The organism is Frankia sp. CgKIO3 (genome assembly GCF_977946435.1).
The window spans coordinates 9,875-26,520 of the sequence record NZ_CDWTMO010000001.1; the positions used below are offsets into that span (position 1 = coordinate 9,875).

Annotated in this window: 10 protein-coding genes and 2 pseudogenes; 6 read left to right on the top strand and 6 right to left on the bottom strand. The window is 70.2% G+C overall.

What is annotated here, in order from left to right; all coding sequences use genetic code 11:
- Nucleotides 1-740 (top strand): sensor histidine kinase (locus tag AC08OJ_RS00065; RefSeq protein ID WP_476594792.1); only part of this gene is annotated, 740 nt, incomplete at its 5' end.
- A gap of 92 nt (nucleotides 741-832) precedes the next feature.
- Here AC08OJ_RS00065 and AC08OJ_RS00070 read toward each other — a convergent pair.
- Together AC08OJ_RS00070 and AC08OJ_RS00075 are read right to left on the bottom strand one after the other, a co-directional pair.
- On the bottom strand, nucleotides 833-2,962 hold the full coding sequence (locus AC08OJ_RS00070; RefSeq protein WP_476594793.1) for a protein kinase domain-containing protein: 2,130 nt from the start codon (nucleotides 2,960-2,962) through the stop codon (nucleotides 833-835).
- A 330-nt stretch (nucleotides 2,963-3,292) separates the two neighbouring features.
- Entirely contained in the window at nucleotides 3,293-4,147 is an 855-nt protein-coding gene (locus AC08OJ_RS00075) for an IclR family transcriptional regulator (RefSeq protein WP_476594794.1), read from the bottom strand.
- 119 nt (nucleotides 4,148-4,266) lie between these two features.
- On the opposite strand from AC08OJ_RS00075, the gene leuC reads away from it, so the two are divergent.
- The 3 genes from leuC (at nucleotide 4,267) to AC08OJ_RS00090 (ending at nucleotide 7,136) form a co-directional block, all read left to right on the top strand.
- Nucleotides 4,267-5,664: a 3-isopropylmalate dehydratase large subunit gene (leuC, locus tag AC08OJ_RS00080; RefSeq protein WP_476591567.1), complete on the top strand. Its 1,398-nt coding sequence runs from the start codon at nucleotides 4,267-4,269 to the stop codon at nucleotides 5,662-5,664.
- A gap of 83 nt (nucleotides 5,665-5,747) precedes the next feature.
- A complete protein-coding gene (gene leuD / locus AC08OJ_RS00085) occupies nucleotides 5,748-6,335 on the top strand; it encodes a 3-isopropylmalate dehydratase small subunit (protein WP_476591568.1) in 588 nt (195 codons plus the stop codon).
- Nucleotides 6,336-6,851: 516 nt separating this feature from the next.
- Nucleotides 6,852-7,136 carry an HU family DNA-binding protein gene (locus AC08OJ_RS00090; protein WP_011437995.1) on the top strand — a complete coding sequence of 95 codons (285 nt, stop codon included), beginning with the start codon at nucleotides 6,852-6,854 and terminating at the stop codon, nucleotides 7,134-7,136.
- Nucleotides 7,137-7,157: 21 nt separating this feature from the next.
- Here the strand turns inward: AC08OJ_RS00090 and AC08OJ_RS00095 are convergent, their stop codons facing one another.
- Nucleotides 7,158-9,359: an RNA degradosome polyphosphate kinase gene (locus tag AC08OJ_RS00095; protein WP_476591569.1), complete on the bottom strand. Its 2,202-nt coding sequence runs from the start codon at nucleotides 9,357-9,359 to the stop codon at nucleotides 7,158-7,160.
- A gap of 315 nt (nucleotides 9,360-9,674) precedes the next feature.
- Between AC08OJ_RS00095 and AC08OJ_RS00100 the strand changes: the two genes are divergently transcribed.
- Nucleotides 9,675-12,119, top strand: a complete 2,445-nt coding sequence (locus tag AC08OJ_RS00100; protein ID WP_476594795.1) for a putative bifunctional diguanylate cyclase/phosphodiesterase — start codon at nucleotides 9,675-9,677, stop codon at nucleotides 12,117-12,119.
- An 86-nt stretch (nucleotides 12,120-12,205) separates the two neighbouring features.
- On the opposite strand, the pseudogene cofC reads toward AC08OJ_RS00100, so the two are convergent.
- Nucleotides 12,206-13,120, bottom strand: a pseudogene (cofC, locus tag AC08OJ_RS00105) (2-phospho-L-lactate guanylyltransferase); the annotation flags it as partial.
- Nucleotides 13,121-13,174: 54 nt separating this feature from the next.
- On the opposite strand from cofC, the gene AC08OJ_RS00110 reads away from it, so the two are divergent.
- On the top strand, nucleotides 13,175-14,185 hold the full coding sequence (locus AC08OJ_RS00110; RefSeq protein WP_462186117.1) for an NAD(P)H-dependent glycerol-3-phosphate dehydrogenase: 1,011 nt from the start codon (nucleotides 13,175-13,177) through the stop codon (nucleotides 14,183-14,185).
- Here the strand turns inward: AC08OJ_RS00110 and murA are convergent.
- Together murA and thiD are read right to left on the bottom strand one after the other, a co-directional pair.
- Nucleotides 14,133-15,624: pseudogene (gene murA / locus AC08OJ_RS00115) on the bottom strand (UDP-N-acetylglucosamine 1-carboxyvinyltransferase). The gene AC08OJ_RS00110 and the pseudogene murA overlap by 53 nt on opposite strands.
- A 109-nt stretch (nucleotides 15,625-15,733) precedes the next feature.
- Nucleotides 15,734-16,567, bottom strand: coding sequence for a bifunctional hydroxymethylpyrimidine kinase/phosphomethylpyrimidine kinase (thiD, locus tag AC08OJ_RS00120; RefSeq protein ID WP_476591571.1), 834 nt, complete (start codon nucleotides 16,565-16,567; stop codon nucleotides 15,734-15,736).
- Between the last annotated feature and the right edge of the window lie 79 nt (nucleotides 16,568-16,646).

Consider the following 16,646-nt stretch of genomic DNA (forward strand, 5'->3'; position numbering starts at 1 on the left):
GTCGCGACCGGCTCTCGGACGCCCAGCTCGACGATCTGCTCGATGCGGCGGTGAACTACTCCGATCGCCTCTCCCGCCTGCTGGAGAACATGCTCACGGCCGCCACGGCCACCGGCACGGACGAGACCACCATCGCCGATCTGCCGGAGGTCGTCCGGCACGTGCTCGCCACGCTCTCGTACACCGGGTCGCCGAGCAGCGTGACGGTGGATCTTCCGCTGGAGCTGCCGGTGCGGATGGCCCGACAGGCCCTCATCCAGGTGGTCGCGAACCTCGTCGACAACGCCCTGGTGCACTCCTGGCCGGGAGCGCCGGTACGGCTCATAGCCGGCCGGGTGGGCGACGAGGTCGTCCTGCGCGTCCGTAATCCCGGGCCCGATCTCGACCCCGACACCATCCGCCAGCTCTTCGAACTGTTCACCCAGCGGGACGGCACGGCGACCCGCCCCACGGACGGGGCCGGCATGGGGCTCTACGTCGTGCGACGCCTCGTCGAGGTACACGGGGGACGGCTGCGGATGTCCTCGGAGAACGGCGAGATCATCGTCGAGGTGGACCTGTGGGCGGCGACCAGCCTGGCGGCGCTCGCGCCGGAGCCTGAGGCGGAACTGCCGGTTCCGATGCCCCTGCCGCGCAGTATCCGGGTCGACGAGGAGCCGGGTAAGCCACGGCTTACCGGCGGGCCGCTCGCTGGTCCCCGGAACGACATCCGCTCGTTGCCCATGGACCGTCTCGGCTGAGCGGGGCGGGAAGACCGTTCCTCGTGCCGGGCTGATCCCCGTGCCGGGAAGGCGCCGGGACCTGCCCAGGCGGCGGCCCGATGGTCAGGCGTTCAGTTCTTGGCCGTCGATGTCGGGGTCGGGGCCGGGGCGGACGCCGGGGGCTTGGTGCAGGCCAGGGTCAACGTCACCGTCGTGGAATGGCGTGGGCGCTGTCCGGTGGGGGAGTACGCCGACACCTTACTGGTCTCGCCGTTGGCGCACGACCCGTTGACCGCGGTGGAGGTGAAGCCGGCGAAGCTGAGCTGCCACTTGGCGTCCGACTCGGTCATTCCGATGACGCCGGGTACCTGCGCGCAATCCTCGACCTGCAGGTTGATCGTGGTCGTTTTGGCGATCTTTCCCGACTTCGGGGACTGCTGCGCGACGGTGTCGACCGCACCGGCACCGTAACACCCGAAGGCCTTACTGAGGTGCGTGAAGCCCGCCGACCTCAGGGTGTGCTCCGCCGTGGTGAACGAGCTGCCCTCGGTGTTGGGAACGGTCGCCGTGCCGTCGTCGGTGGGCGACGGGGACGGGCTGCTCCGCGCCGTCGGGCTGTTCGTCGGCGTGGCCCCTGTGGGGCTAGCCGCAGCCGCCGTACCGGCGCCGGGGGAGGGAGATCCCTTCGCGCTGGGCCGCGGGGTCGCCCCGCCCCCGGAGAGGCTCGTCGGGTTGACCCCAACGGCCACGCCCGGAGCGGCGGCTCCGCTGGTTCCGAAGCCGGAACCGCCCGAGGCTGCCGCGGCGGACACCCCGGTGGGACCGTCCGCGCTCAGTTCCGCGCCGGTGCCCCCGCTGGAGGCGAGCGCCCAGCCGCCGGCACCGGCGACGAGGGCGACGACAAGGCCCGCACCCGCCGCGATCCGGCTACGCCGCCGCCGGTCGGCGGCCGCCCGCGAGGCGGCCGCGGCCCCACCGATCGGGGGGCCGGGTTGGTGGTTCGCCGGGATCGCCGACATGACTGTGTTCGTGTCCGCGGCCGGAGCGTCGGAGCGGGCCGGGATCCGCAGCGCCGGCTGTATGCCGGTCGGGGCGTCACCGTCCCACCCTCCCCGGCCGCCGGTGGCCGGGGCCATCCGGGTGCGCTCGACGCCGCCATCCCGTCCACCGGTCTTCGTGCCACCGGTCTTCGTGGCGGTGGTCAGCAGACTGCCCGCGATCTGCGTGTGCTCCAGGTCGGACCAGTCAGGCGCGGCGGATGCGCCGACCACGCCTCCCGTGCCCGTCGCCGCGGCCACGGCGGCGGAGCGCACCACGCGCTGCGTTCCCGTGGCGGGGGAATGATTGTCGGCCCGGGCCGCGGACGCGCCGGCGAGTGCGGAGAGCTGGATTCGGTTGTCATGGTCGGCATGGCTGCCTGGCCTGGACGCGTAGCCGGTCCCCCAACGGCTGGCCTCGAGCGCCTCGACCAGGTCCTCGGCCGCATCGGCGGCGCTCACGGGCCGCTGCCTCGGGGACTTGGCGAGCATTCCGGCCAGCACACCCCACACCGGCGCCGGCACACCCTGAATGGGCTGGGGCTGTTTTTCGCGGTGCGCCTGCAGGAGCTCGGTCGGGTTGGGGGAGTCGAACGGCGGCGAACCCGCGAGAAGCTCGTACAGCACGACTCCCGCCGAGTACACGTCCGCTGCCGGGGTCGGTGGCGCGCCCGTGCTCAGCTCGGGGGCCATGTAGAGCGGGGTCCCGATCGGTCCGGTGGTGCTGGTCCGGGACGAACCATTGATCATCTGGGCGATCCCGAAGTCGGTCAGGCGCACGATCGGATGAGCCGGATCGGAGGTGTCGATGAGTATGTTCTCGGGTTTGACGTCCCGGTGGATGACGTCGGCGGCGTGCACGCTGTCGAGCGCCCACAGGGTGCCGACGACGAGCCGGACCGCCTCCTCCACCGGCCGAGGCCCGAACTCGCGCAGATGGGCCCGCAGGTCGGGACCGTCAACCAGATCCATGACTATGGCGAGCACATCGGGTTCGTTCACCAGATCGCGTACGGCGACGAGATCCGGGCTGTCGAGGTCGATCAGAAGGTCCCACTCACGCAGGAAGCGCTCCACGATCTTGGGATCGTCGGCGAGCTCGGGGCGCAGCACCTTGATGGCCACGGGAGCACCGTCCGAGACGGCGGCGCCCCGCCAGACTTGGCCGGTCGTACCCTGCCCGAGTACCTCGTGCAGCACGTACCGCGAACCCAGTTTGCGCACCGCGCGTTGTCCCCTTCTTTGGCGCCGCCCGGGGCGGCCGAGCCTACGGCGGCGCCGCTGCGGGCGGCGGCGGCCCGTGGGCGGAGCCCGGAGCGTCATCCGGACGAGCGCACCAGTGCGCGGGCGAGCTGTATCGCTTGCACTAGATGCCAATACCCGCATGGGTCATCCGGCCTACTGTTCCGATCATCCGAGACGGATGACTCGAACAGGCTACGACGTAGGGCGGCGAAGCCGCGCGGCGGGGGATACCCCTGCGCGGTAGAGCCGCCGCCCGCCACCGGCAGATGTAGCCCGGGCAGTCGCGGGCGTGGGGTCCGAATGGGGGATTCAAAATGGCGAATGGCAAGAACGGCCGACGAAAAAGGTCTGGTCGCGTGTTTTGTGGCCGAGGAAAAGTTGTGGCGGTCCACCGTTGGTGACCGACATCCGGTGGTCGGCGGTTGGTGGCGGGTGGATGCAGGCGGGTGGGTGTGTCAGCCGACGGTCGGTGTCGAGAGCCGGGCCGCCGCGGGCGAGGACCGCCGCGCCGTGCCGGCGTCCCGGCGACCGGGTGAGCCGCTCCACCGGCCCCGACAGGGACACTGCCGCGATCACTGTTCCCGGGCCGTCGTGCACCGGGGCGGACACGGACGCCAACCCCCTCTCGCGTTCCCCGATGCTCTCCGCCCAGCCACGATCGCGCACCCGGCGGAGGACGGCTTCGTCGAACAGGGCGCCGGCGAGCAGTTCCGGCTCGGGATGTGCCGCGAAGGCGAGGAGGACCTGAGCGCCGGATCCCGCCGTCATCGGGAGCGTGGCGCCGACGGGCACGGTGTCGCGCAGGCCGCTGGCGCGTTCGGAGGCGGCGACGCAGTGGCGCAGGGCCCCGCGCCGCACATAGAGCTGGGCACTTTCTCCGGTCATCTCGCGAAGCTCGGTGAGAACCCGGCCGGCCCGATCCAGCAGGTCCCACGGCAGGGGGGTCGGGGTCCCGGCGGCGAGCCGCGGCCCGGGGACGAAGCGGCCGTCGGCGGTCCGGCCCAGGAGGCGGTGGACCTCGAGAGCGTGTGCCAGCCGATGCGCCGCCGCGCGGGTGAGCCCGGTTCGGGCCACCAGATCAGCGAGTGACGCCGGTCCCGCCTCGACGGCGGTCAGCATGAGGGCTGCTTTGTCCAGGACTCCGACTCCGCTAAGCTGTTTCACACATTGATACTGTCATCCCACATCATGAGACAACAGGCTGTGGGGCAGGGAAGCTCATCGCCACGCCAGAAGACAGGGAAGCTTATCGCCACGCCAGAAGAGGGGAGAATGGGTCGACCATGGGGCGCACACTTGCGGAAAAGGTCTGGGACGCCCACGTGGTGCGGCGCGCTGACGGCGAACCGGATCTGCTGTACATCGATCTGCACCTGGTTCACGAGGTCACCTCGCCGCAGGCGTTCGAGGCCCTGCGGCTGGCCGGGCGGCCCGTGCGGCGTCCGGAGCTGACCCTCGCCACCGAGGATCACAACGTCCCCACCACCGACACGCTGGCGCCGATCGCCGATCCGATCTCGGCGGCTCAGGTGGAGGCGCTGCGGAAGAACTGCGCCGAGTTTGGGGTGCGGCTGTACCCGATGAACGACCCGGGTCAGGGCATCGTGCACGTCGTCGGCCCACAGCTCGGGCTGTCCCAGCCCGGCATGACGATCGTTTGCGGTGACAGCCACACCTCCACCCATGGCGCGTTCGGAGCGCTGGCTTTCGGGATCGGCACCAGCCAGGTCGAGCACGTCCTCGCGACCCAGACATTGCCGCAGCGCAGGCCGAAGACGATGGCGATCACCGTGGCAGGCGACCTGCCCGTCGGGGTCACCGCGAAGGATCTCATCCTGGCGATCATTGCGCGGATCGGCACCGGCGGTGGTGCCGGCCACGTCATCGAGTACCGCGGTGCGGCGATCCGGGCCCTGCCGATGGAGGGCCGGATGACGGTCTGCAACATGTCTATCGAGGCCGGCGCGCGCGCCGGGATGATCGCGCCCGACGACGTCACGTTCGAGTATCTCGCCGGGCGGCCGCATGTCGCCACTGGTGCCGCTTGGGAGGAAGCGGTGGCCTACTGGCGTACCCTCGCCTCCGACTCCGACGCGGCCTTCGACCGGGAGGTCGTGATCGATGCCGTGAGCCTCACGCCCTACGTCACCTGGGGCACCAACCCGGGCCAGGCCGCACCGCTCGGATCGCTGGTTCCCGCGCCCGCCGACTACCCGGACGCGGCCGCGCGGGCCTCGGTCGAACGAGCGCTGACCTACATGGGCCTCACCTCCGGCACCCCGTTGTCCGACGTCGCCGTCGACACGGTGTTCATCGGATCGTGCACCAACGGGCGCCTGAGCGACCTGCGCGCCGCCGCCGACGTGCTGCGCGGCCGGCGGGTGAGCGAGGGGGTCCGGGTCCTGGTCGTTCCCGGCTCCATGGCGGTGAAGGCGCAGGCCGAGGCGGAGGGGCTCGACGAGGTCTTTCGGGCTGCGGGAGCGCAGTGGCGCAGCGCCGGCTGTTCGATGTGCCTCGGCATGAACCCCGACACGCTCCGGCCCGGCGAGCGCAGTGCCTCGACGTCGAACCGCAACTTCGAAGGCCGGCAGGGGCCGGGTGGGCGCACCCATCTCGTCTCGCCCGCGGTCGCCGCGGCCACCGCCGTGACCGGTCGGCTGACCGCTCCGGCGGATCTGTAGCGCGCCCGGCGTGGATCGTCGGTCCACGCACGACGGCGATCGTCGTTCATCCACGACTTCTTCGAGAGGGGAGCGTTTCCGCGATGGAGGCGTTCACGATTCACACCGGGCGCGCGGTGCCGCTGCGCCGCAGCGACGTCGATACCGATCAGATCATTCCGAGTGAGTGGCTCAAGCGGATCGAGCGGACGGGGTTCGGCGCCGGCCTGTTCGCGCAGTGGCGCGCCGACGACGGCTTCGTGCTGAACAACCCGGTGTACGCCGCGGCGTCGATCCTGCTGGCCGGCCCGGACTTCGGCACCGGTTCCTCGCGGGAGCACGCCGTCTGGGCGCTGCAGGACTATGGGTTCCGTGCCGTGCTCTCGCCCCGGTTCGCGGACATCTTCCGCGGCAACGCCCTCGGCAACGGACTGTTGCCGGTGCAGCTGCCGGCTGAGACGGTCGAGGCACTCACGTCCGCCGTCGAGGCCGATCCCACGATCGAGATCACTGTTGATCTCGTTGCGCGCGAGGTCCGGGGCGCGGGGCTGGTGGCCACCTTCGACCTCGACGACTTCACCCGCTGGCGGTTGATGGAGGGGCTCGACGACGTCGGGCTGACCCTTCGCCACGAAGAGATGATCATCTCTTTCGAGGCTGGCCGGCCCGCCTGGTCGCCGACCACCGCCTAACGCCCGGGGCTGTCACCCGGTCACCGGTGTCCGGGTGCGCCGGTTCCCGAGTACGCACCATCCGCCGGGACAGGGTCGGATCCGGTCCTGGCCGAGGGTTCACGGTGGCGCGTGTCATATCTCACATTCGGGAGGGTGAGATGGGTGGCGGGCGCATCGGGGGGAATTGATCGTCTCCGAGGGGGATGAATCGACTGTCGCGGCTGGCGTCCGGGCAGCTACCCATCGGAGTGGTATCGGCGAGGCCGGGGGCATCCGGCTACCAAAGGGTGACATTGCATCCAAACCGAAAGGCAATTCTCGCTACTGAACGTAATGAATCTGCCGAACGGGCTATGCCGGCCGGACCCTACGCATCCCCTCGCCCACCGGAGCGAACCCGTTGACGTGCGGGTTTGTGTGACGCGACACGCTCACGGGAATTGCCCTCGACAGTGGAGATGCCTACGGTGCAGCGCAGTGTGATGCCCGATCTGCTCCCCACCCCGCGCCCGCGGGGGGCGTCCGGAGGTTGTTGTGAACAAGTCCCAGTTGGTTGACCGCATCGCCCAGCAGATCGAGGGCGGGCGGTCGAACGCCACCAAGGCCGTCGACGCGGTGTTCGACGCCATTCAGGAGGCCGTCGCGAGCGGAGAGAAGGTGACCATCACCGGCTTCGGCGTGTTCGAGCGGGTGGAACGTGCCGCCCGCACGGGTCGTAACCCGGCGACGGGTGAGCCCGTGCACGTCGCTGCCTCGGTCGTGCCAAAGTTCCGGCCCGGCTCCGAGTTCAAGTCGAGCGTCTCGGCGAGCAACGACTGACCATCGGTGCGGGCGCCGGGCTTACCGGTGCCCGCACCGCATGGCGTCGGCCAGCAGGTCGTGCTGGTAGTCCGACAGGCGAACGTCGTCCGGCCCGGTCGTGCGTCGTTCCCAGTGGCCGTCGGACTGCAGCACCCAGGCGGACACCTCGTCGGAGAACGCGTGGTCGAGCATCTGCCGCAGGGTGTCTCGCCGGTCCGGGTGCGGGACGCGCACGAGTGCCTCGATACGACGGTCGAGATTGCGGTGCATCATGTCCGCACTGCCGATCCAGAACTCGCCGGACGAGGTGAACTCGAGGACCCGGCTGTGCTCCAGGAACCGCCCCAGGATCGAACGCACGTGGACCGTTTCCGACAGGCCCGGCACTCCGGGCCGTAGGGCGCAGATCCCGCGGACCAGGCAGTGCACGGGTACCCCGGCGATGGAGGCGTGATACAGGGCGTCGATCACCTGCTCGTCGACGAGGCTGTTGACCTTGATGCGGATCCCGGATTCCCGGCCCTCCCGGGCAGCCTGGGCCTCGGCTTCGATCCGCTGCAGGATGCCGTCCCGCATGTGCTGCGGGGCGACCAGCAGCGAGCGGTACTCCGTCTGCCGGCTGTAGCCGGTGAGGACGTTGAACAGGTCGGTGAGATCCGCGCCCACGTCCGGGTCGGCGGTCAGCAGCCCGAGGTCCTCGTAGAGCCGAGCGGTCTTGGGGTTGTAGTTGCCGGTACCCACATGGCAGTAGCGGCGTAGGCCGCCGTGTTCCTGGCGTACCACGAGGCAGGTCTTGCAGTGGGTCTTCAGGCCGATGAGACCGTAGACCACGTGGCAGCCGGCCCGTTCCAGTTCGCGGGCCCAGCGGATGTTGGCGCTCTCGTCGAACCGGGCCTTGATCTCGACGAGGACGACGACCTGCTTCCCCGCCTCGGCCGCGGCGATGAGGGCATCCACGATGGGGGAGTCCCCGGACGTGCGATAGAGCGTCTGCTTGATGGCGAGAACATGCGGATCGGCCGCCGCCTGCTCGATGAACCGCTGGACGGACGTGGTGAACGAGTCGTACGGGTGGTGGACGAGGACGTCGCCCTCCCGGAGCACGCTGAAGAAGTCCGGTGTCTCGCCCTCATCGGTCGTCAGCCGCGGATGTGTGATCGGGACCCGCGGCGTATCCCTCAGCTCCGGGCGGTCGAGGTCGTAGAGAGCCCACAGGGTCGACAGGTCGAGCAGGCCGGCGACCCGATGTACCTCGCGTTCGGTGATCTCCAGCTCCCGCATCAGCAGGATGAGCAAATCATCATCGATGTCGGCGTCCACCTCCAGGCGGACGGCGGGACCGAACCGGCGCCGGGCGAGCTCGCGCTCCAGGGCCTGGAGCAGATCCTCCGCCTCGTCCTCCTCGACCTCGAGGTCGGCGTTGCGGGTGACCCGGAACAGATGGGAGTCGATCACTTCCACGCCCGGGAACAGCTGGGAGAGATGGGCGGCGATCACTTTCTCCAGCGGGACGAAGCATGCGCTCGCCTGGGGGGCCAAGCCCCCCGGGACACCGGTCGTGCCCGTGGGCTCCACCGCCACGGGGATCAGCCGAGGAACGTTCTGGGGCACCTTCACCCGGGCGAAGCGGTCGACCTCCCCGCCCGGCTCACGGACCTGGACGGCCAGATTGAGCGACAGCCCGCTGATGTAGGGGAAGGGATGCGCCGGATCGACGGCGAGGGGGGTGAGCACCGGGAAGATCTGCTCGTGGAAATAGTGGTGCAGCTGATCACGCTGGGTCTCGGTCAGCTGGGACCAGAACCGGATGCTGATCCCGGCATGGGCCAGTGACGGCCCCACCTCTTCGGTGAAGCACCGCGAATGCCGCTGGGCGAGCTCGGCCGTCATCTTGCTGATGAGATCGAGTTGTTCCCGGGAGGTCAGCCCGTCGGCGGAACGGACGGCCAGTCCCGTCGCCTCGCGTCGCATCAGCCCCGCGACCCGGACCATGAAGAACTCATCCAGGTTGCTGGCGAAGATCGCCAGGAACTTCGCGCGCTCCAGCAGGGACGTGGACACGTCCTCGGCGAGCGCGAGGACCCGGGCGTTGAAGTCGAGCCAGGACGCCTCCCGGTTGATGAAGCGGCCGGCGGGCAGGTCGGACGGCGCCGGCTGGCGCGGCGCCTCCAGAGGCTCGAGCAGGCCACTGCGGGCCTTGCGCTGAGGCTGTTCAGGATGGGTCGCCAGCAGCTCGCTCATGCCTGTAGATGGTGCCAGCCCCCGATGGACTCGGCAGCGTCGATCCGGCATCTCTGACAGCGGGGGGCCGGATGGGACCCGTATCGCCGGTCTGGCCCCGATCCGGACGCTGGCAGAGACCGCGCGGCACGCGAGGTATCCGCCTACTCTTTGTGATATAGCGATCACGCGCTACGGTGTCGAGGGGTGCCGTCGCGCTCGTTTGTATCTTGTCGTGATGTAGCCGGCCGTTTCCGTGGTCCGGTCGGATCCCTCTGCCCCAGGCGGCCGACTGCCCCAGGCGGCCGGCGCAGGGGGAGGAGGACGGGACGAGGGATGCTCGTCGACGCCGCCGCGATCGCCGCGGTCCTGACCGCGACACTAAGTTGTGCCCGGGCCGGTCGCCGTCTCGGTCGAGTACGGGGCCGCTGGCTGGTATGGCTGTCCTTCGCGCTGACGACCTGGACGGTCGGGCAGGCCGGATGGATGCTGCACCGCTGGGACGGGGCATCGGTCGGAGGGCGGACCGCGACGGATGCCGGGTATCTCACCGACGTCGGCCAACTCGCCATGCCGGTCCTCGCGCTCGTCGCCTTCGCGGCTGTTCCCGCGGGTCGGGCGCGTCGATCACGACCGCGCGCGGGCGTGCTGGCGCCGGCAGGGATGGCTGGCCTCGCTGGGGGCACCAACCGCTGGCCGCCGAGTTCCCCGCGGCTCACCCGCGTCGCCGGGGCGGGCGGCGAGGGGGCGGGCGCCGCCTATCCGCGCGCCAGTCCGGCCACCGCGTTCGACGAGGTCATACTCGGCAACTCCCTGTTCCTGCTCGCCTGGTCCGGGGTGCTCGCCGGGATCGACGAAGTGGACTCCTCCCGCCCGCCGCAGCCGGTGGAGCATCTCCTCGCGGTTGCGCATCCGATCGTCGTGCTCCTGCTGATCCTCGTATTCCTGCACGTGGCAGGCTTCCGGCAGCCGGTGGATCTGCCCGCCATCGCGATCGCCGGAACCGGACTGGTGTGCCTCGCGGTCGTCGGTGTGTGGATCGTTCAGCTCGACGACGGTGATCCCACGATGACGGGTTCCTGCTCGGTCGCCGGCGCCCTGTTGATCGTTCTTGCGGCATCGCGTGCCGGCCGGGAGGACGGCCGGGAGAACGGCCGCCGGCCCCGCCGATGGCCTGTTCGCGGCGAACTGCTCGGATGGCTGTGGCCGGCGGTACCCTATGTCGCCGCGGCCGTGGTCGCGGCGCTTCTGCTGGGGCGGGCCCACGGCGGAGTCGTTCTCGATCCGATCGAGATCATCGGGGGTGCGACGCTCGTCCTCACCGTCCTCGTCCGGCAGCTGACGACCCTGCGGACGAGTCAGCGGTTGGCGAGCCGGGTCTGCGAGGCCGAACACGAGGTGCGGCACTGGACATCCCATGACCCGTTGACCGAGCTGGCCAACCGCACCCTGTTCCAGCAGCGGCTCACCGACGCCCTCGCCGCGAGCCGCCACGACGGCCGTGACGTGGCCGTTCTGTACTGCGACCTCGACGACTTCCGGGTCGTCAACGACAGCCTCGGGCACGCCGCGGGTGATTATCTCCTGCGCGCGGTCGGGCAACGGCTACGACACTGCGTAGGCACGTCGGACACTGTGGCGAGGCTCGGCTCCGACGAGTTCGCCGTGCTGTTGGACGGTGGGCGGGAACTGCCCGAGACCGTTGCCGAACGGGTCCTGGCCGCGCTGCGCCAGCCGGCGCCGGCCGCCGGTCACCTCTGGCCGGTCCGCGGGAGTGTGGGGCTGGTCGTCGCGCGTCGGACCCAGGAGACCACCGAGGCGCTGCTCCGGCGGGCCGACACAGCCGTCCACACGGCAAAACGAACGGGAAAGAACCGTCTGGTGGTCTACCGGCCCGGGCTGTGCCCGCCCAGCGCCGGCACGCACCTCGCCGACGCCCTCGCCACCGCCCTGCGCAGGGGAGGACGGTCGGCCGGCTTCGACGTGCACTACCAGCCCATCGTGCGGCTGCGCGATCGCAGTCCGGTCGCCTTGGAGGCGCTCGCCCGATGGACGGAGCCGGGGCGTGGACCGGTGCCACCGGGCACCTTTGTTGCGGCCGCGGAGGACGGCGGCATCGTCGGCGCCCTCGACGACATGGTCCTCACCCAGGCCTGCGCGGAGGTCGCCGTGGCGTACCCGGCCTCGGCACTGCGGCTGCACGTGAACGTCTCAGCCAGCAGGGTTGCCGACACCATGCTGCTCGACAGCGTCGCCCAGGCACTGGCGGCCAGTCGGTTCGACCCGGGCAGGCTGGTGGTCGAGATCACCGAAACGAGCCGGATCGACGATCTGCGCGGCGCACGCGAGGTGCTGAACGAGGTTCGTGCGCTGGGGGTGGCGGTCGCGCTCGACGACGTCGGTGCCGGCCACAGCACATTGGCCGCCCTCCATCAACTGCCGGTGGACGTCGTGAAGCTCGATCGGACGCTGCTCGAACTGCCCAGGGACGGACACCGGGTGGCGACGATGCGTCGATCGATGATCAGTCTCGCGCACGCCCTCGGTGCCGTCGTCGTGGCTGAGGGCATCGAGCGGGAAGGACAGATCGCCGAGCTCGAGGAGCTGGGTTGCGAGCTGGGTCAGGGATACTTCTTCGCCCGACCTGGTCCGCTCGCGTCGCTCACGATCCGGCGCTGGGTTCCGCCTACGATCTCCGGCGGTACGGACAGCCCTGGCTCCGCCGAGGTGCCCGGTTCGCCGCCGGGTCCGCCGGAGTCCTCCGCCGCGAGCGGGGAGTGATACCCGGCGGTCAGCGCCGCCCTGGTGGCCCAGCCCACCCCCAGGTCCCGGGCCTGCGCCAGATCCGCCAGCGTGTCGACGTCACGTCGCAGTCCCGGTACCGAGCCACCGAGGGTTCCCGTCAGATCCACCGCTCCGGAGCGACGGTGCGTGGCGTGACTGTGTGGTCCGAATGCGGGCTGCAGGATGGCGCCGGCCGACGCGGTCAGCAGAACGGTTCCCGTTCCGGCCGCGTCGGCGAGAACCGCGCGACGGTGCTGGCTCGCCTCGGACAGCGCCTGATGCAGCTCGGGGGGGCGCAGCGCGGGAAGGTCGGCGGAGAGGGCAGCCACCGCACGGGTGGGCCAGCGGGCCGAGGCCAGCGCGGCGCCGTGCACCAGGGCGGGATTGAGACCTCGGTCGGGTTCGTCCGGAATCACGACGAGCCGAGCACCCCTCGCAGCCGGGGAAAGGTCCGGTTGATCTGCGCCGATATAGTGGAGATTGGGGAGAGCCGACAGAGCGTGGTCGGCCGTCTGATCGTTCGTCACGATTATCACGGCGCCGACCAGACTGGTCTCGGACTCAAGTACCGCCGTCACCGTGTCCAAGGCCATCGCAAGGGCCAGCCGGCTCCGGTCGGGGCGGTCCAGCCGGGTCTTCGCCCGGGTGAGGTTCTTCAGCGGCAGCACGACTGTCCAGGACACTCCGTTTCGTGGGAGCCACACGAAGGCGACCATAGGCCATGCCGACCCCGTGGTGCCCCGGGTCCTCCGGGCGCGGGCTGAACGCCGGAGCCGTGGCGCGTCCCCAGCATGCGGCGCATCCTGCGTGGTACCCGTCAGATCGGCGTCTACGGTCAGAGTGAGGACGCGGCGGACGCGGCGGGATGCGAGGTGCGAGGTGTCCAGCCGGCCGGACGTCGGTACCATGCGCGCGATCCATCCGGAGGGCACAATTATTGTCGATTCCCGCCACAAGGTAGAAAACGCCTCGATCGGTGTCGCCTTCCTCGTACCCATCGTCGGGGTTGCGATCGCTCCCCGCGCTCGGCCGGACGTTTCCCGGGGGACGAGGTGAGACGGGCCGCGGTGCTTACGGCCGGGTCCTGGGGAAGCGTGTTCGCGAAGGTCCTCGCGGATGCCGGAGCGCGGGTCAACCTGGTCGCCCGTGACCCTGAGATCGTCCGGGCGGTCAACACCCGCCATGTCAATCCGCGCTATCTGCCGGCGATCCAGCTGCCGGACCGGGTGCGCGCGATGTCCGACGCGGGGGAGGCGCTGGCCGGCGCGGAGTTCGTGGTGCTGGCCGTACCGTCTCAGGCGCTGCGCTCCGTCCTCGCGGGATGGGCGCCCCTGATTGGGCCCGACGCCGTCTACGTCAGCCTGATGAAGGGGGTGGAGGTGGGCAGTCAGTTGCGGATGAGCGAGGTCATCACGCAGGTCACGGGCGTGTCGCCGGACCGGATCGCGGTGGTGAGCGGTCCGAATCTGGCGCCCGAGATCGCCGCCGAGCAGCCGGCGGCGACTGTGATCGCCAGTACCTCGACGAGCACGGCGGAGGCCGTCCAGGCGGCGTGCTGGACGGCCTATTTCCGCCCCTACACCAACACCGACGTGATCGGCTGCGAGCTGGGCGGAGCGATCAAGAACGTCATCGCGCTGGCTGCCGGCATGCTGGAGGGAATGGGTTTCGGCACCAACAGCCTCGCCTCGTTGATGACGCGCGGCCTGGCCGAGACCCTCCGACTCGGGGTCGCGCTGGGTGCCGATCCGATGACCTTCGCGGGACTGGCGGGACTGGGGGACCTCGTGGCGACCTGCGGCTCCCCGCTCTCGCGCAACCGCACCTTCGGCGAGAAACTCGGGCGTGGCCTTACGCTCGCGCAGGTGGAGGCCGAACAGCAGCAGGTCGCCGAGGGGGTGCGCTCCTGCCGCCCCCTGCTCGCCATGGCCGATGACCTGGGCGTCTCCATGCCGATCACCCGTCAGGTCGAACGGGTCCTCTATGAGGGTCTTCCTCCGATGGAGGCCGTCAAGGATCTGATGAGTCGGGAGCCGGGCCCGGAGTACCGGCTCCGTCTCTGACCTGCCCGCGCGCCTGACCTGCCCGCGCCTGGCCCGGCAGCACCATCGTTCCGGTCAGGCCGGGGCGTGGTCGGTGCCGGGGGGCGAACCCACGGCCTGCGTGTCGATGAGCGCTCCGATCGAGCGCAACTTACCCACCGGGCCCTCGTAACCGCGTTCGAGGAAACGGGTCCCGCGGATGACGCTGGTGCCGTCGGCCACCAGCGCGGCCAGCACGTAGGCAAAGCCGGCGCGCAGGTCGGGGATCGCCAGATCACCGCCGGTGAGGGAGGTCGGCCCGCTCACGACCGCCGAATGCTCGAAGTCCCGGGACGCGAACCGGCAGGCCTTCCCACCGAGGCACAGGGTCGACAGGGCGATGTCGGCGCCCATCTCGGCCAGCTGTCTGGTGTACCCGAACCGGTCCTCGTAGATCGTCTCGTGGATCACGGAGGCACCCCCAGCCTGGGTGAGCAGGACGACCAGGGGCTGCTGCCAGTCGGTCATGAACCCGGGGTGCACGTCGGTCTGCACATGTGACGCGGTCAACGGCCGGGCCCGGAAGAAGGTCATTCCCCGCGGGGTGACCTCGAACTCGCCACCGAGCCGGCGGAGGTGGTTGAGGAAGGTCGCCAGATGTTCCTGGCGGGCACCGACCACCTCCACCCTGCCGTCGGTGGCCACCGCGGCCGAGGCGAAGGACGCCGCTTCGATGCGGTCGTGGATCGGGGCGTGGGTGGCTCCCCGCAGTGCGCCGACCCCCTGCACCACGATCGTGCGGTCGACTTCCACGTCGACGAGGGCGCCCATCTGCTGCAGGAACATGATGAGGTCGATGACCTCGGGTTCCACCGCCGCATTCGAGATGACGGTCGTACCCTGTGCCCGGACCGCGGCCAGGAGCAGGTTCTCGGTCGCGCCGACGCTCGGGAACGGCAGTGCGACATGGGTGCCCCGTGCAGACCCAGCGTCTTGACCTGGACGGAACGTATCTGCTCGACGATCTCTGCACCCATGGCACGCAGGCCGGTGAGGTGGAAGTCGACGGGGCGCTTGCCGATCCGGCAACCGCCGGGCAGTGGGATCACGGCTTCGCCGACGCGGTGCAGGAGCGGGCCCATCATCAGGATCGGTATCCGGTTGACCCCGGAGTAGGCCTCGGACAGCGACGCGTCGATGATCTTTTCGGTGGCGAGTCGCACAGTGTGCTCGTCCAGCCACTCCACCTGAGTGCCGAGTTCGGCGAGCATGCTCAAGACCACGTCGACCTCGGCGATCCGAGGCACCCGGGTCAGGGTGCACGGCTCTGGCGTGAGGAGGGTGGCGACGAGCAGCTTGGTGACCGAGTTCTTGGCCCCGGACGCCTCGACCGAGCCGGTGAGCGGAGTACCGCCGACGATGCGGTACCATCTTCGGTCCGTGCTGGTGGATGGTACCACTCCCGAGCTGTGCGCCCCCACGGGCTACCTCCACGGTGATGATGCGGATGCGTGACGTGCGTCAGGTCACGTGCGGCGGGGCGATTGAATCAGACGCCACCGGCGCGGCCCGAGCCCGACTCTCAGGCCGCTACCTACGGTGACGATAGCCATGGTCTACCGGGCCGATCCCCGCGCCGAGCGGAAAGCCGCTGGCCAGGGCGCCACTGACGTAGGCCTTGGCGGACTGTGCGGCCTCGGCGTGACCACGCCCCTGCGCCAGGTGCGCGGCGATCGCGGAGGCCAGCGTGCAGCCGGTGCCATGGGTGTGCCGCCGGTCCAGGCGGGGGCTTCGGAGGACGACCTCGGTGGTCCCGTCGGTGAGCAGGTCGACCGCGTCGCCGGGAAGATGCCCGCCCTTCACCAGCACCCAGCGCGGGCCCAGGGCAAGCATCGCCTCGGCGGCTCTGGGCAGGCCGGCGACGTCCCGCACCTCCACCCCGGTCAGCAGACGTACCTCGTCGAGGTTCGGTGTGGCGATGGTGGCACGGGGCATGAGCTCCGTACGGACCACCTCGACCGCCTCCGGGGCCAGCAGGGGGTCGCCGTGCTTGGAGACGCTGACCGGATCGACCACGACGGGCACGTCGAGCCGCGAGAGCTCGGCGGCGACCAACGAGACCAGTGCGGCGGAGGAGAGCATCCCCGTCTTCACCGCGTCGACCCCGATGTCCGCCACGACCGCTCTGATCTGGGCTCGGACCGCTTCCGGAGGGAGATCCCACACACCATGGACGCCCAGGGAATTCTGTGCCGTCACCGCGACGATCGCACTCATGCCATGGACGCCGAGGGCGAGCATCGTCTTGAGATCCGCCTGGATGCCCGCGCCGCCGCCCGAATCCGATCCGGCGATCGTCAGTACGCGGGGCGGGGCGGGGCTCGGTCCCGGCGGCGGCTCGCTCCGGATACTCCGAGCGTTCACGTGTCTCCTATTCATCGCTCTGGGTAGCGTCGTCGTGGTTGCCATCACAACCGGGTACCGAGCCGACCAGCTGACCCCC

Bases quoted from the DNA above. Each gene is read 5' to 3' on its own strand.
- AC08OJ_RS00095 (WP_476591569.1), bottom strand. From the start codon at position 9,359: ATGAGCGAGCTGCTGGCGACCCATCCTGAACAGCCTCAGCGCAAGGCC.
- leuC (WP_476591567.1), top strand. From the start codon at position 4,267: ATGGGGCGCACACTTGCGGAAAAGGTCTGGGACGCCCACGTGGTGCGG.
- AC08OJ_RS00100 (WP_476594795.1), top strand. From the start codon at position 9,675: ATGCTCGTCGACGCCGCCGCGATCGCCGCGGTCCTGACCGCGACACTA.
- leuD (WP_476591568.1), top strand. From the start codon at position 5,748: ATGGAGGCGTTCACGATTCACACCGGGCGCGCGGTGCCGCTGCGCCGC.